Origin of the sequence: Nocardiopsis sp. CA-288880 (genome assembly GCF_050955985.1) — a bacterium.
Classification (GTDB): domain Bacteria; phylum Actinomycetota; class Actinomycetes; order Streptosporangiales; family Streptosporangiaceae; genus Nocardiopsis; species Nocardiopsis tropica.
Map to the genome: position 1 here is coordinate 380,945 of NZ_CP192105.1, position 22,203 is coordinate 403,147.

General features: G+C 74.1%; 22 protein-coding genes. 15 read left to right on the forward strand and 7 right to left on the reverse strand.

The window, feature by feature from the left end; genetic code table 11:
* Positions 1–95 precede the first annotated feature (95 nt).
* The 3 genes from ACQPYD_RS01705 to ACQPYD_RS01715 form a co-directional block, all read right to left on the reverse strand.
* Positions 96–848 carry a hypothetical protein gene (locus tag ACQPYD_RS01705; RefSeq protein WP_433699475.1) on the reverse strand — a complete coding sequence of 251 codons (753 nt, stop codon included), beginning with the start codon at positions 846–848 and terminating at the stop codon, positions 96–98.
* A 154-nt stretch (positions 849–1,002) separates the two neighbouring features.
* Positions 1,003–1,560, reverse strand: coding sequence for a hypothetical protein (locus tag ACQPYD_RS01710; protein WP_433699476.1), 558 nt, complete (start codon positions 1,558–1,560; stop codon positions 1,003–1,005).
* A 271-nt stretch (positions 1,561–1,831) separates the two neighbouring features.
* Positions 1,832–2,395 (reverse strand): gamma carbonic anhydrase family protein, encoded by a 564-nt coding sequence (locus ACQPYD_RS01715; RefSeq protein ID WP_433699477.1) that lies wholly within the window; start codon positions 2,393–2,395, stop codon positions 1,832–1,834.
* A 394-nt stretch (positions 2,396–2,789) separates the two neighbouring features.
* On the opposite strand from ACQPYD_RS01715, the gene ACQPYD_RS01720 reads away from it, so the two are divergent.
* Together ACQPYD_RS01720 and ACQPYD_RS01725 are read left to right on the forward strand one after the other, a co-directional pair.
* Positions 2,790–4,007, forward strand: a complete 1,218-nt coding sequence (locus ACQPYD_RS01720; RefSeq protein WP_433701918.1) for a cell division protein DivIVA — start codon at positions 2,790–2,792, stop codon at positions 4,005–4,007.
* A gap of 149 nt (positions 4,008–4,156) precedes the next feature.
* Positions 4,157–4,606, forward strand: a complete 450-nt coding sequence (locus ACQPYD_RS01725) for a GNAT family N-acetyltransferase (RefSeq protein ID WP_267947661.1) — start codon at positions 4,157–4,159, stop codon at positions 4,604–4,606.
* Positions 4,607–4,651: 45 nt separating this feature from the next.
* Here the strand turns inward: ACQPYD_RS01725 and ACQPYD_RS01730 are convergent, their stop codons facing one another.
* A complete protein-coding gene (locus tag ACQPYD_RS01730; RefSeq protein ID WP_433699478.1) occupies positions 4,652–6,367 on the reverse strand; it encodes an MDR family MFS transporter in 1,716 nt (571 codons plus the stop codon).
* A 257-nt stretch (positions 6,368–6,624) separates the two neighbouring features.
* On the opposite strand from ACQPYD_RS01730, the gene ACQPYD_RS01735 reads away from it, so the two are divergent.
* On the forward strand, positions 6,625–7,224 hold the full coding sequence (locus ACQPYD_RS01735) for a TetR/AcrR family transcriptional regulator (protein ID WP_267947662.1): 600 nt from the start codon (positions 6,625–6,627) through the stop codon (positions 7,222–7,224).
* 242 nt (positions 7,225–7,466) lie between these two features.
* Positions 7,467–8,153, forward strand: a complete 687-nt coding sequence (locus ACQPYD_RS01740; RefSeq protein WP_433699479.1) for a class I SAM-dependent methyltransferase — start codon at positions 7,467–7,469, stop codon at positions 8,151–8,153.
* 180 nt (positions 8,154–8,333) lie between these two features.
* On the opposite strand, the gene ACQPYD_RS01745 is transcribed toward ACQPYD_RS01740, so the two are convergent.
* Positions 8,334–8,714 (reverse strand): RidA family protein, encoded by a 381-nt coding sequence (locus ACQPYD_RS01745; RefSeq protein ID WP_402915277.1) that lies wholly within the window; start codon positions 8,712–8,714, stop codon positions 8,334–8,336.
* 186 nt (positions 8,715–8,900) lie between these two features.
* On the opposite strand from ACQPYD_RS01745, the gene ACQPYD_RS01750 reads away from it, so the two are divergent.
* From ACQPYD_RS01750 to ACQPYD_RS01765, 4 genes are all read left to right on the forward strand, one after another.
* Positions 8,901–10,499 carry an N-acyl-D-amino-acid deacylase family protein gene (locus ACQPYD_RS01750; RefSeq protein ID WP_433699480.1) on the forward strand — a complete coding sequence of 533 codons (1,599 nt, stop codon included), beginning with the start codon at positions 8,901–8,903 and terminating at the stop codon, positions 10,497–10,499.
* 89 nt (positions 10,500–10,588) lie between these two features.
* Positions 10,589–11,491 (forward strand): sugar kinase, encoded by a 903-nt coding sequence (locus ACQPYD_RS01755; protein ID WP_433701919.1) that lies wholly within the window; start codon positions 10,589–10,591, stop codon positions 11,489–11,491.
* A gap of 253 nt (positions 11,492–11,744) precedes the next feature.
* On the forward strand, positions 11,745–12,242 hold the full coding sequence (locus tag ACQPYD_RS01760; RefSeq protein ID WP_433699481.1) for a DUF2975 domain-containing protein: 498 nt from the start codon (positions 11,745–11,747) through the stop codon (positions 12,240–12,242).
* Positions 12,242–12,475, forward strand: a complete 234-nt coding sequence (locus tag ACQPYD_RS01765; protein WP_433699482.1) for a helix-turn-helix domain-containing protein — start codon at positions 12,242–12,244, stop codon at positions 12,473–12,475. The genes ACQPYD_RS01760 and ACQPYD_RS01765 overlap by 1 nt, the downstream gene beginning before the upstream one ends.
* A gap of 131 nt (positions 12,476–12,606) precedes the next feature.
* On the opposite strand, the gene ACQPYD_RS01770 is transcribed toward ACQPYD_RS01765, so the two are convergent.
* Positions 12,607–12,924 carry a hypothetical protein gene (locus ACQPYD_RS01770; protein ID WP_267947668.1) on the reverse strand — a complete coding sequence of 106 codons (318 nt, stop codon included), beginning with the start codon at positions 12,922–12,924 and terminating at the stop codon, positions 12,607–12,609.
* Between the two features lie 225 nt (positions 12,925–13,149).
* On the opposite strand from ACQPYD_RS01770, the gene ACQPYD_RS01775 reads away from it, so the two are divergent.
* Both ACQPYD_RS01775 and ACQPYD_RS01780 read left to right on the forward strand, forming a co-directional pair.
* Positions 13,150–13,440 (forward strand): DUF6412 domain-containing protein, encoded by a 291-nt coding sequence (locus tag ACQPYD_RS01775; protein WP_330161725.1) that lies wholly within the window; start codon positions 13,150–13,152, stop codon positions 13,438–13,440.
* Between the two features lie 111 nt (positions 13,441–13,551).
* A complete protein-coding gene (locus ACQPYD_RS01780; protein ID WP_433699483.1) occupies positions 13,552–14,271 on the forward strand; it encodes a YidC/Oxa1 family membrane protein insertase in 720 nt (239 codons plus the stop codon).
* 22 nt (positions 14,272–14,293) lie between these two features.
* Here ACQPYD_RS01780 and ACQPYD_RS01785 read toward each other — a convergent pair whose 3' ends face one another.
* Positions 14,294–14,911 carry a superoxide dismutase family protein gene (locus ACQPYD_RS01785; protein WP_433699484.1) on the reverse strand — a complete coding sequence of 206 codons (618 nt, stop codon included), beginning with the start codon at positions 14,909–14,911 and terminating at the stop codon, positions 14,294–14,296.
* A 403-nt stretch (positions 14,912–15,314) separates the two neighbouring features.
* On the opposite strand from ACQPYD_RS01785, the gene ACQPYD_RS01790 reads away from it, so the two are divergent.
* The 5 genes from ACQPYD_RS01790 (at position 15,315) to ACQPYD_RS01810 (ending at position 22,173) form a co-directional block, all read left to right on the forward strand.
* Entirely contained in the window at positions 15,315–16,901 is a 1,587-nt protein-coding gene (locus ACQPYD_RS01790) for an SLC13 family permease (protein ID WP_433699485.1), read from the forward strand.
* A 125-nt stretch (positions 16,902–17,026) separates the two neighbouring features.
* Positions 17,027–17,647: a YigZ family protein gene (locus ACQPYD_RS01795; protein WP_267947673.1), complete on the forward strand. Its 621-nt coding sequence runs from the start codon at positions 17,027–17,029 to the stop codon at positions 17,645–17,647.
* Positions 17,648–17,763: 116 nt separating this feature from the next.
* The gene (locus ACQPYD_RS01800; protein WP_433699486.1) at positions 17,764–19,242 is read left to right on the forward strand and encodes a PQQ-binding-like beta-propeller repeat protein; all 1,479 of its coding nucleotides are present in this window, start codon (positions 17,764–17,766) and stop codon (positions 19,240–19,242) included.
* Positions 19,243–19,528: 286 nt separating this feature from the next.
* Complete coding sequence (locus tag ACQPYD_RS01805) at positions 19,529–21,739, forward strand: fibronectin type III domain-containing protein (protein WP_433699487.1); 2,211 nt, start codon at positions 19,529–19,531, stop codon at positions 21,737–21,739.
* Positions 21,736–22,173 (forward strand): spore-associated protein, encoded by a 438-nt coding sequence (locus tag ACQPYD_RS01810; protein ID WP_433699488.1) that lies wholly within the window; start codon positions 21,736–21,738, stop codon positions 22,171–22,173. Before ACQPYD_RS01805 ends, ACQPYD_RS01810 begins: the two co-directional genes overlap by 4 nt.
* Positions 22,174–22,203 lie beyond the last annotated feature (30 nt).

Consider the following 22,203-nt stretch of genomic DNA (forward strand, 5'->3'; position numbering starts at 1 on the left):
CGCCCCGGCGGGGGCGCCGTGCCGGGCGGAGCCGCTCGTCCGGCGCCCGTGGACCCCGTGGGCCGGCCCCTCCCCGCGAGGAGGGCACGGGCCCGTCAGAGGACGCCCACCGAGGCGAACGCCTCGTCGATCGCCGCGGTCGCCTCCTCCCCTCCGTCCGTGTTGATGCCGAGCATGAAGGCGCCGTTCCGGTCACCCGTCTCCACCAGCAGGAACCGGCCGTAGGACGCCTCGTCCCCGCCGCCGTCCACGGCCACCCCGAACGCGGGGGAGCCGCCCACGTCGGTCGCGCCGGAGGGCTCGACCTCGAGCGAGGCGACGTCGGTCACCAGGCCGCCCAGCGATTCCACCGCGAGGCGCACCCCGGCCACGGCCATCGGCTCCGCCGCGTGGAGCTGCTCGCTGCCGGTGACGATGATCGCGTCCGGGTCCTCCGCCGAGCCGTACACGGCGTACGAGTAGTACTCCGGGGGGACCTCGTCGTCGCCGAGCCGCTGCCAGCCCTCCCCCGGGAGCTGGTAGGTCAGTCCCGAGCGCGGGTCCTCGACCGCGCCCTCGGGGGAGGGGGAGCCGCCGCCCGTCTCGTCGCCGCCGGCCTCGTCATCGCCCGTCTCGTCGGCGGCGCGCCCGTCCTCCTCCGACGCGGAGCCGCCGCCCGAGAAGGGGCCGCCGTCGGACAGGAACCAGCCGAGTCCGGCCGCGGTCGCCAGCAGGAAGACGAAGGTCACGGTGAGCGCGATGGCGAGCGTCACCTTGCGCGCGGGCTCCTCCTCCCCTCCTGGCCTGCGCCGGGAACGCGACTCCACACCGCCCTGGGGCTCCTGGCGGTCCGGTTCGTCTGGGTACATCTGCGGCTCCTGGAAGGGTGTGCGCCTCGGGGGGACGGAAGGGGGTCCCGAGAGGCCAATACCCCGTGTGGGCCGCGGTGGAGCGGAAGGACGTGGCCGGATCAGGCCGATTTCGGGTGGACAGGAGCGGACAGGGGAAGACCGCTTCGCCGGTTCAGTACGACCAGGGGGGCAGGGGCAGCCGCGGGAGCGCCCGCATCGTGAAGGGCGCGGAGCGCGGGAGCGGGGACGGTTTGGGGGCGGGCCGCTGACGGGGGAGGAACCGCGGGCCGGAGAGCGGCGCCTCGGGCGGCCGGCCCTGTTCGGGGACCCGGCCCCGGGGCGACGGCCTCGCCGACCTGGACGGGGCGCCGCCCTTGCGCGGTGCCGGAGCGGAGCCCTGCAGGTCCCGTGCGCCCCCGGCGCCCTGGGCCGCGCATCCGCCCTCGCGGAGGGCGTCCTCCCCCGGGGCCCCGCCCGTGTCCGGCCGTGTGCGCGGCGCCGGGCCGGTCGGGGCGGACACGGGGCCGGCCGCTTCGGCGGCGCCCTGCGGCCCGTCCCCGGGGGACCCGGGGGTGAGGCCCAGCACGCGGTCGATCTCGGCGGGGCTGAGCGGGTGGTCCGCGCACGCCACGGCGATGAGGACCTCCGAGTACAGGTCGATCTCGTCGAGCGCCACGCGGTCGTGCAGGGAGGAGCGGACCATCGGTCGCGGGTGTGTGTCGTGTTCCACGCGCGCCCACCTCCCGGGTGTCGCGAGCGTGTGCCGGTGGCCCCCGGACCGGGCCTTCGTGGTTGCGGGCGCGACGAACCCGGCCCCACGGGCGTGAGGATTTCAGGCTACGCGGGGGCGTATCGGTCGCGCATGACTCGTGAGGACCAGTGCGGGGGTCACCCGGGTTAGCCAGAAGTCCCGAATACCCCATCGCTCCGGTGGTCCGGAGGTGGGGGAGGGGCGGACGCGACGGGTGCGGCGCCGCGTCCGCCCGGGGCCGGTCCGGTGCTCAGGCCCAGACCACCTCCTGGTGCTGGACGGCGAGCGCGGCGTAGTGGGAGGGGGTGTGCGCGAGGACGAGCCGGTCCTCGTCGTCGAGTTCGCGGACCACCCTGCCGGGGACGCCGGCCCAGAGGGTGCCGGGCGGGACCACCTTGCCGGGAGGGACGAGGGCGCCCGCGGCGACCAGTGCGCCCCGCCCCACGCGGGCGCCGCCGAGCACGATCGCGCCGATGCCGATCAGCGCCCCCTCCTCCACGACGGCCCCGTGCACCATGGCCTTGTGGCCGAGGCTCACGTCGTCGTGCAGGATCGCCGGCTGGCCCGGGTCGGAGTGCATGCCGCACTGGTCCTGGATGTTGACCCTGTCCCCGACCACGATGTCCTCGCCGTCGGCGCGCAGCACCGATCCGTACCAGACGCTGCTCTCCGCGCCCAGGCGCACGCGGCCGACCACGGTGGCGCCGGGGGCGATCCACGCGGTCGGGTGGATCTCGGGCCTCCCGAAGGCCGCGCCGCCGATCCGGGGGCCGAGGGCCCCGTCCTCCGTCTGGCCGTCCGTCGCACTACCCATGTCGTGGCCCTCCATACGTCCTCCGGCTGTGCTTCTCGTCCCCGCGCACGGTGAGGTCGGCGGGAAGTTGACCGCTCTGCCCCCGTACGGGGATGATCGCGCATACCTTAGTAAGAACGTGACCGGGGTCCGCGCGGCGATCCACCCCTCGGGACTCCTGACGCCGCGGAGCCGCGCGTGCCCGCCGTGGTCGTCCGGACGGTGTCCGCGGCGTCATACTCTGCTCGCGGCCGGTGCCCCTCATGCGGCCGTACCAGGGCAAAAGGGACAAAATCGAGTGGATGTCGTTTCCAGGACTCGATGGGTGTTCCTAGGACAATGGGGTACGGGGCAACTCTCACGTTGTACGACGTGCAGTCAAACGGTGTAAGGACATGAAGGGCACATGAGCGATATGTTGCCGGGCGGCGGACTGCAACAGGACCGATTCCCGACGGTGCGCAAGGGCGGCTACGACAAGGCGCACGTCGACGACTACTACGTACGCATGGACAACCAGTTCAAGAGCATCCGCGAGCGCTTGCAGCGGATGGACGACGAGCTGGAGCAGTACAAGCGCGATCTCGCCATCGCCCGCGAGAAGGCCCAGGTCAAGCCTGAGCACGAGCAGATCAGCGCGCGCATGGCCGAGATCCTCCGGATCGCCGAGGAAGAGGCCAAGGAGCGTCGCTCCAAGGTCGAGTCCGAGGTCGAGGAGATCGAGAAGTCGGCCCAGGAGGAGATCGCCAAGCACCGCAAGGACGCCGAGGAGCACGCCGAGCGCATCGTGTCCTCCGCGCGCGCCGAGGCGCACGAGATGGTCTCCGGCGCCAAGCAGGAGGCCGACCAGCTCCGCGAGCAGGCCAAGCAGGAGGGCGACCGCCGCCTGGGCGAGGCCGAGGCGCGGGCGAAGAAGATCCACGACACGGCGGACCGTCGGCTCGCGACGCTCACCGCCACGCACGCCGAGGCGCTGCGCCGCCTCAAGGACATGCACTCGACCCTGGCCGACCTGGTCGAGGCCGAGGACAAGGCGGGCGCGCTGGAGACCGGCCTGTCGCGGGAGGACGCCTCCGGCCCGGCCGCCGAGCAGAGGCCCGTCGCGGCGAGGCCCGCGGCCAAGCCCGCTCCCAAGCCCGCTCCCAAGCCGGCGGGACCCGGTGCGGAGGGCTCGCAGCCTGTCCGGTCCGAGGCGGCCCAGGCCGCCCGGGCGGTCACGCCCGAGGCGGGGCCCGGCCCCCGGCCCGCGCCGGAGCAGAAGGACGAGGCCACCGCCAAGCTGCCTCCGCTCCAGCAGGAGACCGACCAGGCCACGGTGCGCATCAAGCCGGTGATCAGGCCGGACCAGGCCGACCAGGCCGGGCCGAAGGCGGCCGGCGGTCCTCAGGAGGAGGGGGCCAAGGGCGGCGACGCCGGTTCGGCTCCCCGCCCGCCCCAGGGCGCCCGGTTCACCGGCCCCGCGCCGGACGGGCCGCAGGCGCAGCAGGCCCAGCCGGGGCAGCAGGCCAAGGCCCCGGCCGGTGACGCGGCGGGCGGCGACCCCGGTATCACCGGTGTCTACCGGCGCCCGGAGACTGGTCAGAACCAGCCGCCCTCGGGCGACGACGGAGTCAGGGTCATCCGGAAGCCGTAGGCCCCGACACCTTTCCGCGACCGGTGCGCCGGCCCCGGGGAGCAGGGGTTCCAGGGGCGGGGACACAGTCCCCGCCCTTCGGTGTTTTGTCACTGGTTGTAGGGGGACGTCCGCCTTGTCGCAGGCTGTCGGCTACGATTCCGGAAGCCATGATTATCCGCGCGGCCATCCGGTCCGACCTCGGTGCGATCCTGCGTCTTCTGCGTGAACTCGGCGACACCACCGACACGCAGAGCGCGAACGTCCGCATGTCCTCGGCAGCCGTGAGGGCGTGGACCAGGATGGAGACCGACCCCGACCGCACGGTCCTGGTCGCGGAGCAGCGGGGCCAGATCATCGGCACCCTCGACCTGCTGGTCGTCGCCAACCTCACGCACGACGCCCAGCCCTGGGCCGTCGTGGACAACCTGGTGGTGGACCCGCTGACCCGGGGGCGCGGCATCGGCCGCGCCCTGATGGAGGACGCGCTCGACCGCGCCACGCAGGCAGGGTGCTACAAGGTCGAACTGCTGTCGCACGAGAGCAGGCACGGCGCGCACCGGTTCTACGCGGCCCTCGGGTTCGACAACTCCGCAGAGGGGTTCCGCCGCTACCTCTGAGGCGGGCGGGGGACGGCCCCCCGGGCAGGCCCGGGGGACCGGGCGTCACGTCCGTGCCCGACGCGCCTTCCGCGCCGGCTTCGGCGCCTTCGCCCGGCCGCCGCGCAGCGGCACGCCCCTCATGAACGCCACGGCCACCAGCCCCAGCGCCGCGATCGGCACACCGGCCGTGAACACGCCCTGCATCGCGTGGTCGAAGGCGGTGACGACCACGTCCCGCACCGGTTCGGGGAGCGCGTGCACGAGTTCGGGCGACCCCTGGGCCGCCTCGGCGGCGTCGGCCAGGCCGACCGAGAGCTCGGACGCGCCCGACTCCACCCCGGCCTCGGCGTCCGCCGCGCCCTGGGCCTGCGCGGCCGCCGCGGCCTCCGCCAGCTCGGTGTCGAGCCGTCCCACCATCACCGCGCCGAACGCGGCGACGCCTGTGGCGCCGCCCAGGTTGCGGAAGAACACCACCGAGGCGGTGCCCGACGCCATGTCCGCGACGGGCAGGGAGCTCTGCGTGGCCAGGAGGAGGAGCTGCATGTTCAGGCCGAAGCCGAGCCCGACCAGGGCCTGGCCGACGACGACCGTGGTCAGCCCCGGGTCGAGGTGGGCCTGGCTCAGGGCGAGGAACCCGATCACGCACAGCAGCATGCCGACGACCGGGTAGGCCTTCCACCGGCCGCTCCCGCTCACCGCGTAGCCGGATCCGATCGAGGTGAACAGGAACGACGCCACCAGCGGCAGCGTCATCAGGCCGGACACGGTGGGCGACATCCCGTGCACCATCTGGAGGTACTGCGGCATGTAGATGATGAGCCCGAACATCATCATGCCGACGCACACCGAGCCGAGCGAGGCGAGCACGAAGGTCCGGTCGCGGAACAGGCGCGCGGGGATGATCGGCTCCTCGGCGCGGCGCTCCACCACCACGGCCGCCGCGGTGAGCAGCACGGCGGCGGCGCCCAGGGCGTAGGCCAGCGGTGAGTTCCACGCGATCTGGGTGCCGCCGAGGCTGAGCAGGACGATCACGGTGCTCGCGGCGCTGAAGATCAGGCCGGCTCCGGCCCAGTCCACGGGTGCGTCGCGCCGGGGCACGAACGGCATGGTGAAGAGGAACTGGATGACGACGAACGCGACCACCGCGAGCGGCACGGTGATGAGGAAGCACCAGCGCCAACCGAGCGGGCTGTCCACCAGGAACCCGCCGACCAGGGGGCCGAGGACCGTGGACACACCGAAGACCATGCCGATGAGGCCGCTGTAGCGCCCGCGTTCGCGGGGCGAGACGACGTCGCCGAGGATGATGTTGGGCAGCGTGGCCAGGCCGCCGACGCCCAGCCCCTGGAGGGCGCGGGCGGCGATCAGCCAGTTGATGTCCTGGGCCAGGCCCGCCGCGACCGAGGCGACGATGAAGATGCCCAGCGCCACCTGGAAGAGGAGCTTGCGGCCCCAGAGGTCGGAGAGCTTGCCCCACACGGGGGTGGAGGCGGTCATGGTCAGCAGCGCGGCGGTGGCCACCCAGGCCAGCCGGTCCTGCCCGCCCAGCTCGCCCATGATCGTCGGCAGGGCGGTGCCGACGATCGAGTTGGTGAGCATCGAGGTGAGCATGGCCAGGACGAGGCCGACCATGATGCGGTGCACGACGCGCTTCGGGGGGAGCGCGGGGGCGTCGTCGGCGGGGGGCTCCGGCGCGACCGCGGGGCCCGGGGCCGTGCGGACGGCGGAGGCGTCGGGGGTTCCAGTGGTGGGATGGTCGGAGGAATCGGGGCCCGTCATGGCGGTCGGCGCCTTCTTCGAGGGGGCGCTCCCGGGTTCTCCTTCTCGACGCAACGACTCTTCCACAGGCCCCCCGATCACGGACGCACGAAAGCCCCGCGGCTCACTGCCGGGGGCGACGTCCTCCCTCTGGTATAGGTAAACGGTGTTGACCTGTCAAATCGGTATCTCTGCTCCCGTTTCGGTATGCGCGGGTCCTTCCGAGGTGTCAACCTGGAATCCTGAAAGCCAGACCGCGGCCGCCGAGGGGTGTGCAGATGGACCGTCCGGACGAAACCGGAAGCGGTGCCGGGCCGACGCGCGGCCGGGAGGCGACACGGGCGCGCATTCTCGCCAGTGCCCGGGAACTGTTCACCGATGAGGGGTACGGTTCCGTCTCCTCGCGGATGATCGCCTCCCACGCCGGCGTCAACGTCGCCCTGATCAACCGCTACTTCGGGGCCAAGCGCGGGCTCCTGACCGAGATCCTGCGCGAGGACGGCGTCTTCCCCGGCCTCATCGAGGGGGACCACGGAACCCTCACCCGCCGCCTGGCCGAGCACGCGGTGAGCCGCCTCCACGGCGAGGGCACCGCGCTCCAGCGCGCCCTCGACGACTCGGCGGGGGACCCCGACCTCCAGGCGGTCTACCAGGGGCGGATCACCACGGCGATGATCGACCCGCTGTCCGCCTACCTGGGCGGGGAGGGGGAGCGGTCGCACGCGTCACTGGTGGCGGCGGTCATGCTGGGGCTGAGCCGGGTGCGGTTGGTGGAGGGCGCGACCGCGCTGCGGGCGCTCGACCGCGAACGGCTCACGGCGCGGATCCAGGCCCTGCTGGACCTGTGCCTGGAGGACTTCGGCGACCCCGGGGCGTAGGGCCGGGGGGCCGTCGGGGCCGGGGTCGGCGCGCACCCCGGCCGCCCCCTGTGGCCGAAAGCACGTCCGCGGATCCGGTTTCCGTGCCCGGAAGCACCCGCCCTTCTCCGCGCCGTTCCCGTTCTCCCGGGAACGGCGTTTTTCGGGACCGTGCCTTTTCCGCGTGGACGCCGACACGTGCTTTGCCGTTTCGGCAAAGGATTTCGGATTCGGCGTTCCCGGCGTGAAGAGTGGGGGCGGAGGTGGTCGACATGAACCACGAACACACGGGGCACGGGCACGGGCACGGTACGGGGGCGCCCGGTGTGCCGGTGACGGCGCAGGACTGGGACCGGCGGTACGCCGAGGCCCCCGCGCTCTGGAGCGGCAACCCCAATCGCCACCTGGTGGCGGAGGCGGAGGGGCTGGCGGCAGGAAGGGCGCTGGACGTCGGCAGCGGCGAGGGCGCGGACGCCGCCTGGCTGGCCGGACGCGGGTGGGAGGTGACCGCGGTCGACATCTCGGAGGTGGCGCTGGAGCGGGCCGCCGCCCACGCGGCGGAGCGCGGTCCGGACGTCGCCGGGAGGATCACCTGGCGCCAGGCCGACATCACCGCGTGGACACCGCCCGCCGACGCGTTCGACCTGGTGTCGGCGCAGTACATGCACCTGCCCCCGGACGCGCGCTCCCGTCTCGTCGCGGGTCTCGCCGCGTCCGTCGTGCCGGGGGGAGAGCTCCTGATCGTCGCGCACCACCCGCGCGACCTGGAGGACGGTGTCCCGCGCCCGCCCGTCGAGGAGATGTTCTACACCGGCGACGAGCTGGCCGCGGCCCTGCCGGAGGGCGGGTGGACCGTGCTGGTCGACGAGGCCCGACGCGGGGAGCAGACCCTCGAAGGCGTGACCTACACGACCCACGACCTGGTGTTCCGGGCCCGCCGGAACCCCTGACGGGCCCGGGGCCGCACCGCACCGCGGCGCGGCCCCGCGGGCGGCGGCCGGCCGTGCGCCTCGACACGGTCGGCCGCCACCGGTCGCGCCGGCCCGCGGCCCCGCTGCAGGGGCCGCGGTGTTCTCCTCCCGCCGCCGGGCCGCGCCCCCGGGCGGGGCGGCGCGGCCCGGCGGGACGGGTCAGTCGCGGAGCTTGGCGACGACGTCGATCTCGACGAGGATGTTCGCCAGGTCGGAGCCCACGGTCGTGCGCACGGGGTAGGGGGCGGAGAAGTGCTCCTCGTAGACGGCGTTGAACTCGGGGAAGTCCGCCTTGAGGTTCTCCAGGTGGACGGTCGCCTTGACGACGTCGTCCAGGGTCAGCCCCTGCTCGGCGAGCACCGCGGAGACGTTGGCCAGGACCTGGGCGGTCTGCTCGCCCACGGTCGGCGCCACCTGGCCGGTCTCGGGGTCCTGGGGGCCGAAGCCCGCCGTGTACAGGAACCCGCCCGCCACGACCCCCTGGCTGTACGCGCCGGCGGGAGCGGGGGCCTTGTCGGTACGGATCGCCTTCTTGGACATCGGGGAACTCCTCTGGTCGGGTGGCGCGTGCGCGCGCCGGTGCTCGTACGGAATCGCAGGCGGTTGTCGGCAGAATTATTGGCAACAAAGTTACCAATTGTCCTCGGGGCAGCGTATCTTGGGCCACACCGGTCACCGCCCGGCGGCACGCCGGACCGGAGGGGCCGGGCCCCGAACGGAGGAACAGTGCAGCCTGAGACCGTACTCACCGGCGGACGGGTCATCGACGGCACCGGAGGGCCGTCCAGGCAGGCCGACCTCGTCCTGCGCGGCGGGCGCATCACCCGCGTCGTCCCGCCCGGCGGGGCCCGCGGCCGGGGGACCGCCGTGGACGTGACCGGGCTCGCCGTCGCCCCCGGGTTCATCGACATGCACTCCCACTCCGACCTGGCCGTCCTCGCCGACCCCGCGCACGAGGCCAAGACCCTCCAGGGCGTCACGCTGGAGGTCCTGGGCCAGGACGGCCTCGGCTACGCCCCCGTCACCGACGACACCGCCGACGAGCTCCGCGCCCAGCTCGCCGGATGGAACGGCGCCCCCGACCTCGACCACTCCTGGCGCACCGTCGGCGAGTTCCTCGACCGCGTCGACGCCGGGGCCCCCGTCAACGCCGCCTACCTCGTCCCCCAGGGCAACGTGCGCATGGCCGTGCTCGGAGGGGAGGACCGCCCGCCCACCCCGGACGAGCTCGACCGCATGCGCGCGATCGTCGCCCACGGCATGGAGGACGGCGCGCACGGCCTCTCCAGCGGGCTCACCTACACCCCCGGCATGTACGCCACGGACGACGAGATCGTCGCCCTGCTCGCCCCGGTCAGGGCGGCGGGCGGCTACTACTGCCCCCACCACCGCAACTACGGCTCCAGGGTCGTGGAGTCCTACCGGGAGTGCCTCGACGTGGCCCGCCGCGCCCAGGTGGCCCTCCACCTCGCGCACTGCCACGTCAACTTCCCGCAGAACCGGGGCCGGGCGCCCGAGGTCCTCGACGCCATCGACGAGGCCACGGTCCGCCACGGGCTCGACGTCACCCTGGACAGCTACCCCTACCGGGCGAGCGCCACCTATCTCGGCGCCCCGCTGCCCAGCTGGGCGCAGACCGGCGGCACCGCCGCCACCCTCGACCGGCTGCGCGACGCGCCGACCCGCGCGCGCGTCCTGCGCGAGATCGAGGTGGACGGGACCGACGGCAACCACGGCGTCCCCATGGACTGGGAGGCCATCGTCGTCACCGGCGTCGCGGACCCCTCCCTGTCGTGGGCGGTCGGGTCGTCCGTCGCCGACCTCGCCAAGGAGCGCGGGGAGCAGCCCGGCGACCTCTACATGGACCTGCTCGTCGCCGACCGGCTGCGCAGCGGCTGCCTCCTCCAGGTCGGCAACGAGGAGAACATCCGCACCATCATGCGCCACAGCTCCCACACCGGGGGGAGCGACGGCATCCTCGTCGGCGCCAAGCCGCACCCGCGCGGCTGGGGCACGTTCCCCCGGTACCTCGGCCACTACGCGCGCGATCTCGGCGTCCTCACCCTGGAGGAGTGCGTCCACCACCTGACCTCCAGGCCCGCCCGAAGACTCGGGCTGAGCGACCGGGGCGTCATCCGGGCCGGGGCCGTCGCCGACCTGGTCGTGTTCGACCCCGACACCGTGGACGCCCTCGCCACCTACGAGGAGCCCCGGCGGTCGCCGGAGGGCATCCACCACGTCCTGGTCTCCGGGGAGTTCACCGTCAGGGACGGGCGCCGCACCGACCGCCTGCCCGGAAGGTCCGTCCGGAGGAACCGCGGGTGAGCGAGCACACCGCGCGGGAGGCCGACGGGACGGAAGGGGCGCCGGGAGTGGTGCCGGGCGGGGTCGACGCGGTCTGCGTCGGCGAGACCATGGCGGTGCTCACCTCGCCCGAGGCGCTCGCGGCCGGGACACGGCTCCATGTCGGCACCGGGGGAGCCGAGTCCAACGTGGCCGTCGCCCTGGCCAGGCTGGGGCACGCGTCCGCCTGGGTGAGCAGGGTCGGCGACGACCCCTTCGGCAGGATCGTCACCGACGCCGTGGCGCAGTGGGGCGTGGACGTGCGCGGGGTCGTCGTGGACCCCGCGCTCCCGACCGGCCTGTACGTCAAGGACACGGCTCCCGGCGGCGCCGGGGTGCTCTACTACCGCTCGGGGTCGGCGGCGTCCGCGCTCTCGGCCGCCGACGCCGACCGGGTGTGGTCGCGGGGTGCGCGGATCGTGCACCTGTCCGGCATCACCCCGGCCCTGTCCGCCCGCGCCTCGGCCCTGGTCGAGCGCCTGCTGGACCGGCGGGCGGGCGGCGGGGCGCTGAGGTCCTTCGACGTCAACCACCGGCCCGCGCTGTGGCCCGCGAGGGTGGCCGCGCCCGTGCTCCTCGACCTCGCCCGCCGCGCGGACGTGGTGTTCGTGGGCCGGGACGAGGCCGAGCGGCTGTGGGGCACCCCGACCGCCGAGGACGTGCGCGCGGTGATGCCCGAGGTCGGGACGCTGGTGGTCAAGGACGCGGAGCACGGCGCGACGTGCTTCGAGGGCACGGGAGCGGTCTTCGAGCCGTCCCCGGAGGTCGAGGTGGTGGAGGCGGTCGGCGCGGGCGACGCCTTCGCCGCCGGGTTCCTGTCCGGGCTGATCGACGGGCTGTCCGCCGAACGGCGGCTGCGGCTCGGTCACGCGGTCGCCGGCGCGGTCCTGCGCTCCCACGGGGACACGCTGGACACCCTGCCCGAGGGCCTCGCGGGGATCCGTGGCCGCGCCGTGGAGGCCCCGGGGGACTAGCGCGGGTGCCTTCGGCGGGCTCGGCGCTCGCGCCGGTCGCCGGGAGCGGTCGCCGGCCCCTCCCGCGGGGCGGGGGGCGAGGGCCGGCCCGGGTCCGGCCGTCCGGGCGCGGGCGGCGCGGCGGACACGACCCCCGGAACACGTCCCGGGACCTGGGAACTCACCTCCGGCGGTGCGGCTGCGCCTCCGGTCCCGGGCCTCCGAGACGGCAGGGGGTATTGACTTGCGATAGAAAACAATCGATTATCGATACATGCACAGGTACCTCACCCTCCTCCTCCGCGCCGCGATCGCCATGGCCCTCCTGCTCGGACTCTTCGGACAGTTCGTGGTCATCCCCGGGGCGGCGGCCGACGAGGTCGCGTTCTTCCCGCCCTACGCACCGCTCCAGGTGCCCTACGTGACGGTGGCGATCCTCGGGGTCGCCTGCGTCCAGGTCGCGCTCATCGCGGTGTGGACCCTCCTGGGCATGGTCGAGCGCGACGCGATCTTCCACGAGAGGGCCTTCGTCCGGGTGGACGTCGTCATCGGGGCCACCGTGGTGGCGACGCTGCTCACGGCGGGGGTGACCGTGCACCTGTTCGTGGCCGAGATCCCCTCGCCGGACGACGGCATGGACCTGTTCGCCGCCCTGGGCGCGGCGTTCGTGACCACCTGCGCGGGCACCGTGTTCTCGATGGTGCTCGTCCTCATGCGCGGCCTCCTGCGCAAGGCGACGGACCTGCGGACCGAGCTCTCCGCGGTGGTCTGATGGCGATCGTCGTCGACCTGGACCTCCTGCTCGTCCGGCGCGGCATGTCGGTCGGGGAGTTCGCCGAGGCCGTCGGGATCACGCCGGCCAACATCGCAGTGCTGAAGAACGGCCGTGCCAAGGCGGTGCGGTTCACCACCCTCGACGCGATCTGCCGCACGCTGGAGTGCCAGCCCGGCGACGTCCTGCGCTGGGTGCCCGACGACGGGGCGCCGGAGGCGGGCCAGGGGTAGCGGGGCCCTTCGCGGGCCCCGCGACGCCCCCTTCCGGGCGGCCACCGCCGCCCCTCCTGTGAGAGGCGGCCCGGCGACCGGCAGCACGCGGACCCTCCCGCCAGGGGCGGCCGACCGCCGGCGCGGCGCCCTCAGCCGATGACGATCGCCCCGGCCAGGACCGGGTCGCCGAAGGTGACCGTGCCGTGGCCCGAGGCCAGGGCACGGCTCCCCTGGCAGCTCGTGCCCGAGAACAGCGCGAACTTGACCTTCGCCTCGGTCGAGACCTCGGTGACGCCGCCCTGCCCCGTCTTGAGGGTGCGGCACCCGCCGTTCTCCACGGTCTGCTGGTAGCCCGACTCGAAGGTGACTCTGACCGGGGGCGCCTGGTCGTCCCTGCTCGACAGCCCGGCGATCGCTCCGGCGATGGTGGCGGACATGGTGGCGAGGTTCGCAGGGCGGATCGGCACGGGACTCCCCTTTTCGACCGGGTTCGCACGGGCACGACGGCGCCTGGCGAGTGCGGAGATGGTTACTCCGTGTCATTTAGCTACAGGGCCCCGCGAAAGGTGAGGAGCCCCGGCGGAGTGTCGGCGGATTTCTCGGGCCCGGCCCAGGGCGTTGTCGGACCGCACCGCCGCGGATAGGATGCGTCCCGACCGGCATGTGCGGAGAAAACGGGGAAGGAGGCCGGTATGGGGCTCCTGCTCGCGTTCTTCGAGTTCCTCATGGTCGGCTTCGTGCCCTCCGAGCTCCTGCCCGCGCCCGGCTCCCTGGCGCTGCTGGTCGCCGCCGTCGGCGCGGCCATCGCCCTGTTCGTCCTCCACGGCGCCGCGCTGTGGCCCGTCGGCGACACCGCCACGGGCGCCGCGCACGCGATGCGCCGCCGGTCGGCACGCCTTCCCGTGCTCACCTTCAGGGACCCCGACGCGGCCGGACGGCCCCGTCCCAGGGCTCCCGGCGCGGCCCTTCCGGCCGCTCGCTGACCGTCACGGCACACCCGTACGACGACCGTTCCACGCGTGTGCCCGCGCCCCCGGGCGCGGTCCGAGCGGCCTGACGTCTGTCTCCCACCCCAGACGAAGGGCCGACCCACCTTGTACAGCTTCGGGCCGATCGCGGCCGGCATGACCCTGCTCTCGGCGATCCTCGCCTCGTTCACCACCCTGCTCACCCCGCTCACCGGGGGCCTGGCCACCGGGCTCGCGGTGGTGGCGCTGACCGTCGTCGTCCGCCTCCTGCTCGTCCCGCTGGGGGTGATGCAGGTCCGCGCGGAGAAGACGCGGGCGCGGATCGCCCCGCGCCTGGCGGAGATCACCGCCAAGCACCGGGACGACCCCGAGAGGCTTGTCGCCGAGCAGCGCAGGGTGTACGGCGAGGAGGGCACCTCGCCGTTCGCGGGCTGCCTGCCCGCCCTCGCCCAGATGCCCGTGGTCATCGCCCTCTACGGGGTGTTCATCGGGGCGGGGGGAACGGAGGACCCGATGCTGGCGCACACGTTCGGCGGCGTCGGGCTGGGCGCGACGATGGCGTCGAGCGCCGACGGCCTCCTGGTGGCCCCGGTGTTCGCGGTCCTGGTCGGTCTCATCGCGCTCGTGGCGTGGGCGAACCGCCGCTACCTGATGCTTCCCGTGATGCGGGCGAACGCGGCGGCCAACCCCGGGATGCCGCAGATCACCGGCCCGCTCACCTACATGCAGTACACGACCGTCGTGATCGCCGCGTTCGTGCCGCTCGCCGCGGTCCTCTACCTGCTGACCTCCACGGCGTGGGCCCTGGGGGAGCGGCTCCTGCTGCGCCGCCTGCTCCCGGACTGACGGCCGGCCCGCGCCCCGCGGGTCAGAACTCGACGGTGACGCAGGCGAGGCGGTCCCCGGCGGTGCCCGCCTCGCCGTGCCCGGTCATGGTGTGCTGCTCGTGCAGGACCAGGGACCGGGCCTCCCCGTCGCGGAACTCCCAGTCGACGGTGGCGGTGGACTGGGCGCTGCCGCCCTCGTCGGTGGTGAAGTCGAGCCAGACCTCGTTCTCGGGGTTGGCGTAGGCGGGGTCGGAGGAGGGCTCGTCCTCGGTCGCCGCCGGGTCGGGCTCGTTCTGGTAGTGCGGGCCCGCGTCCTCGGGCCGCTCGCCGCAGGGCCGGGTGTGCACGTGGGCGCCGAACTCGCGGTCGGCCTCCAGGCTGGTGCCCGTGAACTGCACGTGCGTCTGGCCGTCCTGGACGCGGACCTGCACGTCGGAGGTCGCCCCCTCGGGAACGGCGGTCTCGTCGTAGGTGACGGCCCCCACCCCCTCGGCCGGCAGCATGAAGATGGACGCGGTCACGCTGGGGGAGGCGGTCGGCTGGGCGACGGGCGGCTCCGAGTCGGCCGACCCGCCGTTGGTCCCGGACTCCTCCTGCGCACACCCGGTGGCGAGGATCGCGGTCAGGGCCAGGCCGATGGTGAGCGGTGACGTGCGCATGACGGAACTCCCGGTGTGTTCTCGACGGTCGTCCGCAACATTACCCAAGGTGACAAAGGTATGACCAGCTGTGCGGAACGTGATGCGTCGGAGGCGGGAAGGCCGTCCTGAGTGTGAGGGCCGCGGGGGAGGGGCCGTTCTCGCGCACCAGGTCGAGACGCCTTCCGGTCCCCTGACAGTGGGGATCGTACCGCCGGGAGGCCGTGGCGGAACCAGGAGCGCCTTCCCGGGGTGCGCGGCCCGGCGCGCCGGGCGTCCCACGCGGGCGGTGCGCCGAGGATCGGGGCGCACCCCGCCCCGCGCCCGGCATGCGCCGGTGCAGGTCGGAGTCGGGTTCGTTTGTCCCGAAACAGACAGTATGAGACTGTCGTCACAATGAGAGCCGTCATCGGAGGACTGATTTGTGAGCAGTGAAACCGGCGCGTCCCCCCGGACGTCGCCAGAATCCCCCACCGTCGACGAGAACACGACCGACAGCCGGCGCACCGTCGTCCGCAAGGTCGTCGGCCTCCTCATGGGCCCCGTCCTCGGCTTCGCCGCCTACCTCGCCATGCCCGGCATCGCCCTCCCCGTCGACGGGGGCGACGGCGTGATGGTCCCCGAGGGCGAGGTCTCCTCCAACGCCGCGATCGTCGCCGCCGTGGCCGTCGTCATGGCCGTCTGGTGGATGAGCGAGGCGCTGCCCCTCCCCGCCACGGCCCTCCTCCCCCTCGTCCTCTTCCCGGTGCTCCTGGACGGCGTCCCGATGGGGGACGTCACCGCCCCCTACGCCAACGAGATCATCTTCCTGTTCATGGGCGGGTTCATCATCGCCCTGGCCATGCAGCGCTGGAACCTGCACAGGCGCGTGGCCCTGGCGATCGTGGCCGCCGTCGGCAGCGGACCCGTCACCATCATCGGCGGGTTCATGCTCGCCACCGGCTTCATCACCATGTGGGTCTCCAACACCGCCACCGCCATGATGATGCTGCCCATCGGCCTCGCGGTCATCGGCCTGGTCGCCCAGCTGCGCGGCGGCAAGGCCGACCCGAACTTCGCCACCGCGCTCATGCTCGGCATCGCCTACGCCTCGTCCATCGGCTCGGTGGCCACCCTGATCGGGACCCCGCCCAACGCCCTGATGGCCGGGTACCTGGCGCAGGAGCACGACATCCACATCGGCTTCGGCCGGTGGATGCTGGTCGGAGCGCCGCTCGCCGCCGTCTTCCTCGTCGTCTGCTGGCTCCTGCTCACCAAGGTCGTCTACCCGCCGGCCGCCGGGGACATGGGCGAGGCCAGGGAGCACATCCGCCGGGAACTGCGCGAGATGGGGCCCATGTCGCGCGGCGAGTGGACCGTGCTGGCCGTGTTCGTCCTCACCGCCGTCGCCTGGGTCACGGTGCCGTTCCTCGCGGACAGCGCGGCGGTGAGCGCCGCGCTGCCGTGGCTCGCCTCCGTCACCGACGGGGGGATCGCCATCGCCGCCGCCATCGTGCTCTTCATCGTGCCCGTGGACGGGGCCCGCGGGGTCCGCGCCGTCGACTGGGAGCAGGCGAGCAAGCTGCCCTGGGGCGTGCTGCTGCTGTTCGGCGGCGGGCTCAGCCTCTCGGGCCAGTTCGGCTCCAGCGGCCTGAGCCTGTGGATCGGCGACCTGGTCGCGGACCTCGGTGACGTGCCCGGCTGGGTGTTCGTGCTGATCGTGGCCGCCGTCGTGCTGCTGCTCACCGAGCTCACGAGCAACACCGCCACCGCCTCCATCTTCATCCCCGTGATGGCCGGCGTCGCGCTGGGACTGGGGCTGCCCATCATGACCCTGGTCGTCCCGGCCGCCCTCGCCGCGTCCATGGCGTTCATGCTGCCGGTGGCCACCCCGCCCAACGCCATCGTGTTCGGCACCGGCCACATCCGGATCGGCCAGATGGTGAAGGCGGGCGTCCTGCTCAACGTCGTCGCGCTGGTCCTCATCATGCTGAGCATGTACACGACCGTCATGTGGGTCTTCGGCGCCTGACGGGGCCGCCGGGGTCCGGCACGGCCGGACCCCGGCCTCCGCCGCGGCCCCCGCCCTCCGGGCGGGCGGGGCCGCGGCGGGATGGGACACTGGTCGCAGACCACGACCCCTGCCGAACAGGCGACATGCGAACGATCAGACGCGGCGGCGAGCACGAGCTGGAGATCAAGAGGTCCCGGTTCGTCTGTGCCCTGGCCAGGGCGGACGGCGAGGACGCCGCCCGCGCCTTCATCGCCGAGCGGCGCAAGGAGCACTGGAACGCCTCCCACAACTGCACCGCGTACGTGCTCGGCGAGGACGGCGGCGTGCAGCGCTCCAGCGACGACGGCGAACCCGCGGGCACCGCGGGCGTGCCCATGCTGGAGGTGCTCCGCCACCGCGGGCTCACCGACACCGTGGCCGTGGTCACCCGCTACTTCGGCGGGACCAAGCTCGGCGCCGGGGGCCTCATCCGGGCCTACGGCGGCGCCGTGTCCGCCGCGGTGGACCGGGTGGGGGTCCTGGAACGCCGGCGCCTCCTCCTCGTGGACGTGTTCGCCGACTACGTGCTCGGCGGACGGCTGGAGAGCGACCTGCGCGACTCGTCGCTGACCGTGCGCGGGGTCGCCTACGAGGACCGCGTCCGCATCGAGGTCGCCCTCCCCGAGTCCGACCTGGACGGCTTCGGGCTCCGCCTGGCCGAGATGACCGGGGGCCGGGCCGAGTTCGAGGTGAGAGGCGCCACTGTCGTCGAGGTCGAGCCCTGATCCCGCCGGACGCCACGTTCACGTGGCTGTAACAGTGGCGGTCCACGTGTATCGGCGGACGACGGGGCAGCCTAGGATTTGCCGTATACGTCGTCGTTCCCGGGGAGAAACCGTCCATGCGCAGCTCACGGGTGCCCCAGGCCCTCACCTGCGGCCTCGCGGCGCTGCTGGCGGCCGGCTGTACCGGCGACCCGGAACCTCCCGCTCCCTCTCCCGAGGCTGAGCCGGCCCCGCTCCCGACCTCGTTCGCGGGTGAGGCGCCGCCCGGGGTCGAGGGCGAGGTCCTGCGGTACCTGCACGGCGACTCCGCGCAGGCCCACGACATCCTCGACGACCCCCTCGGAGTGCGGATCAGCCCGGTCGGCGAGTCCTTCCTCATCAGCTCCGGCGGCGAGGACCGCCACCTCCTGCACGACGCGGCGACCGGCGCCACCCTGTGGGAGGGCGAGGCGCGCTTCCGGGGCTTCGACTCCGCCGCCGACGGCGCCCGGGTCCTGTCGATGGCGGACGCCGACGGGGTCCCGTTCGTCCTGGACTCCCGCGGCGAACCGGTGTGGGAGCCGCAGGAGGAGGGCGACGCCTACCTCGACGGACTGGCGGTGCGGCGCCCCGAGGGGTGGAGCGCGGAGGAGCCCCACGGGGAGTTCACGCTGCTCGACGCCGACGGCGGCGAGCTGTGGTCGTACGAGTTCGCCGAACCGGAGGAGCCCGAGGAGTCGGAGGAGTCCGAGGAGCCCGCCGGGGACGGGGACGGCGCCGACGGGGACGGTGGCGCGGGGGAACCCGGGCCGGGCGTGCCCGTGGCCGCCCGCGGCGACATGGTGGTGCTCGCGTCCGGCGGCCCCTCGCTCCAGGCGCGCTCCGTGGCCGCCGACACGGCGGGCGAGGAGCTGTGGACGGTCGACGGGGAGGACGCCGGCCTGGACGCCTCCGGACCCCTCCTCCCGCCGCAGGTGATGGGCGTCTACCCGCTGCCCGGCCCGGAGGAGGACGGCGGGGCGGACGGGGACGGGGAGGCCCGGGGGGAGGACGGCGAGGACGAGGCGGTCGTGCTCCTGCGCTGGGCCCAGCCCGAGGCCCCTTCGACGCTCTCCGCCCACGACCCCGCCACCGGGGACCTGATGTGGACCCTGGAGGAGCCGGGCGCCAACCCCGTCGCGGGCGCGTTCGACCCGGCCGGAACCGTCGGCAACCTGTACGACGCCTCCACGGGCGTCCTCCTGCTGCCCCAGGCGAGCGGGGAGGCCACGACGGTCGCCGTCGACCTCGCCGGGGGAGAGGTCCTCTGGGGGCTGGAGGAGGAGGCAGGATCGATCTCCCCCGCCTTCGCCTTCGACGGCCTCGTCTACGGCGACTCCCGGGGCAGCACCGGCGCGGACGAGCAGCTGGTGCTCGACGCCGTCACCATGGACGTGGTGGGCGACGACCTGTCGGCGTACGTCGAGGCGGTCACCGAGGACGGGTACGCGATCCTCGTCCACGACCGTCAGCGCTTCGTGTACGGCCCGCCGCCGCAGGAGGGCCCCTCGGAGGCGCCGGCGGACGGCCCGGAGCGGGACGGCGACCCGTCCGGTGCCCCCGGCGACGGGGGCTGACCGGGCCGGGCGCACCGACCGGAGGGGAGGGGCGGCAGGAGGCCGCTCGACGCCCCGGAGGCCGTCCGGAGGAGCGCGTCCCGGGAGCGCGCGCCCAGGAGGGGCTCCGGCGCCGGTGACCGTACAGAACACCACAGAACGACATTGACTGTGCTGTCGGTGCCCTGGTAGACATTCTGTGCCTTCATCCTCTCCCCGGCCCCTGATCCGCGCCGAATCCCCCGTCGACGCCTCCGGCCCACGCCGGCCGACGGGATGGTGAGCCACTCGCAAACGGGAGCCAAGCATGGTGGACCCCTCCTCCGACCCGGCGCCGCCGGCTCCCCGCCCCGCCCCCCTGCGGCGCTGGGCGCGGGCGGTCGGCGAGCGCACCCGCTCCCACGCCTCCGGGATCACCGTCACGCTCCTGGCGGCGGCCGTCGTCAGCTCCGTCCTCGGGACCGGCGCCGTCGGACGCGCCGACGAGATGTCCGACGGCACCGTCTGGCTGTGGACGAGCCCCGTCGGCGAGGCCGTACGGGTCAACGGGAACAACGCCGCGGTCGACCTCGTGGCGTCCCTGCCCGAGGCCGCCGGCGTGGACGTCCAGGTCGTCCAGAACGACGAGTACCTCCTGCTCTACGACCCCGCCACCGGCAAGGTGACCTCGGTCGACCTCCGGCGCATGGGGTACTCCGGCGTGCTGGAGCTCGGGAGCGGGGGCGACTTCGGACTCGTCCTGGGGGAGGAGACCGCGGCGGTGATCGACCGCGCCACGGGCGAGGTCAAGGCCGTCGATCCGGCCACCCTCCAACCCACCGGGGCCACGCTCAACGTCCCGGCGCCCCTGACCGGCGGCGCGTTCGACGACTCCGACACCCTCTGGCTCGGCGTGCCCACGCAGGGCACGGCCGTCGGCGTGCGGATCCGGGGCGAGGACGCCGCCATCACGGAGACGCTGGCGGTGGCGGATCCCGGGACCGAGATCGCCATGACCGTCCTCGACGACGGCGCCCTCGTGACCGACCCCGGGGGCGGGCGGGTGGTGGCCGTGCGTGGCGACGGCGACCCCGTGGTCACGGACGTTCCCGTGGAGCTGGAGGGCGCCGAGATGCCCGTCCGCACCCACGGCGACGTCGTCGCCGTGACGCTCCCCGGGACCGGTGAGGTCCTCACCGTCACCGACCCGGCCGGAGCCGCCGGGATCGGGCACTTCCCGGCGGGCGACGGCGGGGGCACGGCGACCGCCTACGAGGGCCGCGTCTACGTGCCGTTCCCCGAGGAGGGGACGGTCCGCGTGTTCGACGCGCAGGGCGCCGGGCTCAACCCCGTCTCCCTTCCCGGGGCCGAGGGCCCCCTGGAACTGGAGGTTCGGGAGGGGCGCCTGTACATCAACTCACCCCACACCGGGGTGGCCGCGATCGTCGACCCGGACGGCGGGGCGACCGTCGTCGACAAGGCCGACCCGCCGCCCGGACCGGGCGACGCGGACGGCGGGGCCCCCGCACCGCAGCCCCTGCCGGGCGGGAACGCGGGAGAGCAGCCGGAGGCCGGGGGAGCCGCACCCGACCCGGGCGCCGGGACCCCGGCTTCCGAGGAGCCGTCCGCGCCGGAGTCGGAGCCCACGCCCGCGGGGGCCGACGAGCCGGACCCCGCTCCCGAGGAGGAACCCGACGCCGGGGAGGCGCCCGGCGCGCCCACGCCCGTGTCCGTCACCGCCGGGGACGGCTCCGCGTTCCTGAGCTGGCCCGAGGCCTACTCGCCGGACGCGCCCGTGGACGAGTACCGGATCACCTGGGAGGGCGGCAGGGTCACCGTCGGCGGGGACGAGCTGGAGGCCGAGGTGACCGGCCTCGCCAACGGCTCCGCCTACCGGTTCATGGTCCGCGCGGTGAACTCCCACGGCACCGGTCCGGCCGCCCAGACCTCCGAGATCGTCCCGGGCCCGCAGGCCCCGGACGCCCCGGCCGACGTGACGGCCACGGCGTCGGGCAGCGGCACGGCCACCGTCTCCTGGAGCGCGGTCGAGGGCGCCAACGACTACCTGGTCGCCACCAGGGCCGCATCCGGCGAGAACCCCAGCGACCGCACCTCGGGCCAGACGTCCGTGGACGTCGCGGGCCTCTCGCCCGGCGAGACCTACACGTTCACGGTCACCGCCCGCACGGAGGGGATGGTGAGCGGGGAGTCGACCGACAGCGCCCCGCTCACGATGCCCGAGGTGCGGCTGGGCGCCCCGTCCGGCGTCGCGCACACGGTCTCCGGCGACAACGTGACCGTGACCTGGGACCAGGTCGACGGCGCGGCCGAGTACACGATCACGCCGCGCGGCGACGGGGGGCTCGGGGCCGTGACGGTGACCGGGTCCTCTGCCGGGGGCGGGCAGCTCTCCCACACCCTCGGGCGCGGGGGGACGGGACGCTGCTACTCCTTCACCGTGGTCGCCGTGGGGGCGGACGGGACCGCCGCCGATTCCAGTACCAGCAGCCAGTCCAGGTGCGAACAGGAGTTCAGATGAGCCTCCGCCGGAAGCGGGCCCGCCGGACCTGGGCGGGCGCGGCGGTCGTGGCCGCCGCGGTCCTGGTGATGTCCTCGGCCACCGCCGCCCAGGGCGCGGATCCCAAGGCGCTGTGCAACGCGTCCAAGCCGGGCGGCGGTCTGCAGTACACCAAGGACGCCGAGGGTTGGCCCCAGCCCCTCCCGAACGGGCAGGGCAGCGTCTACCTCTACTACGACTACGAGACCGGGTACAACTGCGCGGTGACGGTCGGCAACGGCGGCTACGCGGACGTCGGCCTCCGGCGCTCCGACGGCGCGGGCGGCGCGCAGTGGGGGACGGGCACCGGTACCGCCGGCCCCGTCTACGTGCAGGCGCAGGGTGTGTGCGTCGACGTGTCGGGGGCCCTCGGGGACAGGTCGGCCACCTGGCTCGGCACCAACTGCGGCGCCTGACCGGCCCCCGGCGCGCCCGCTCCCGCGGGC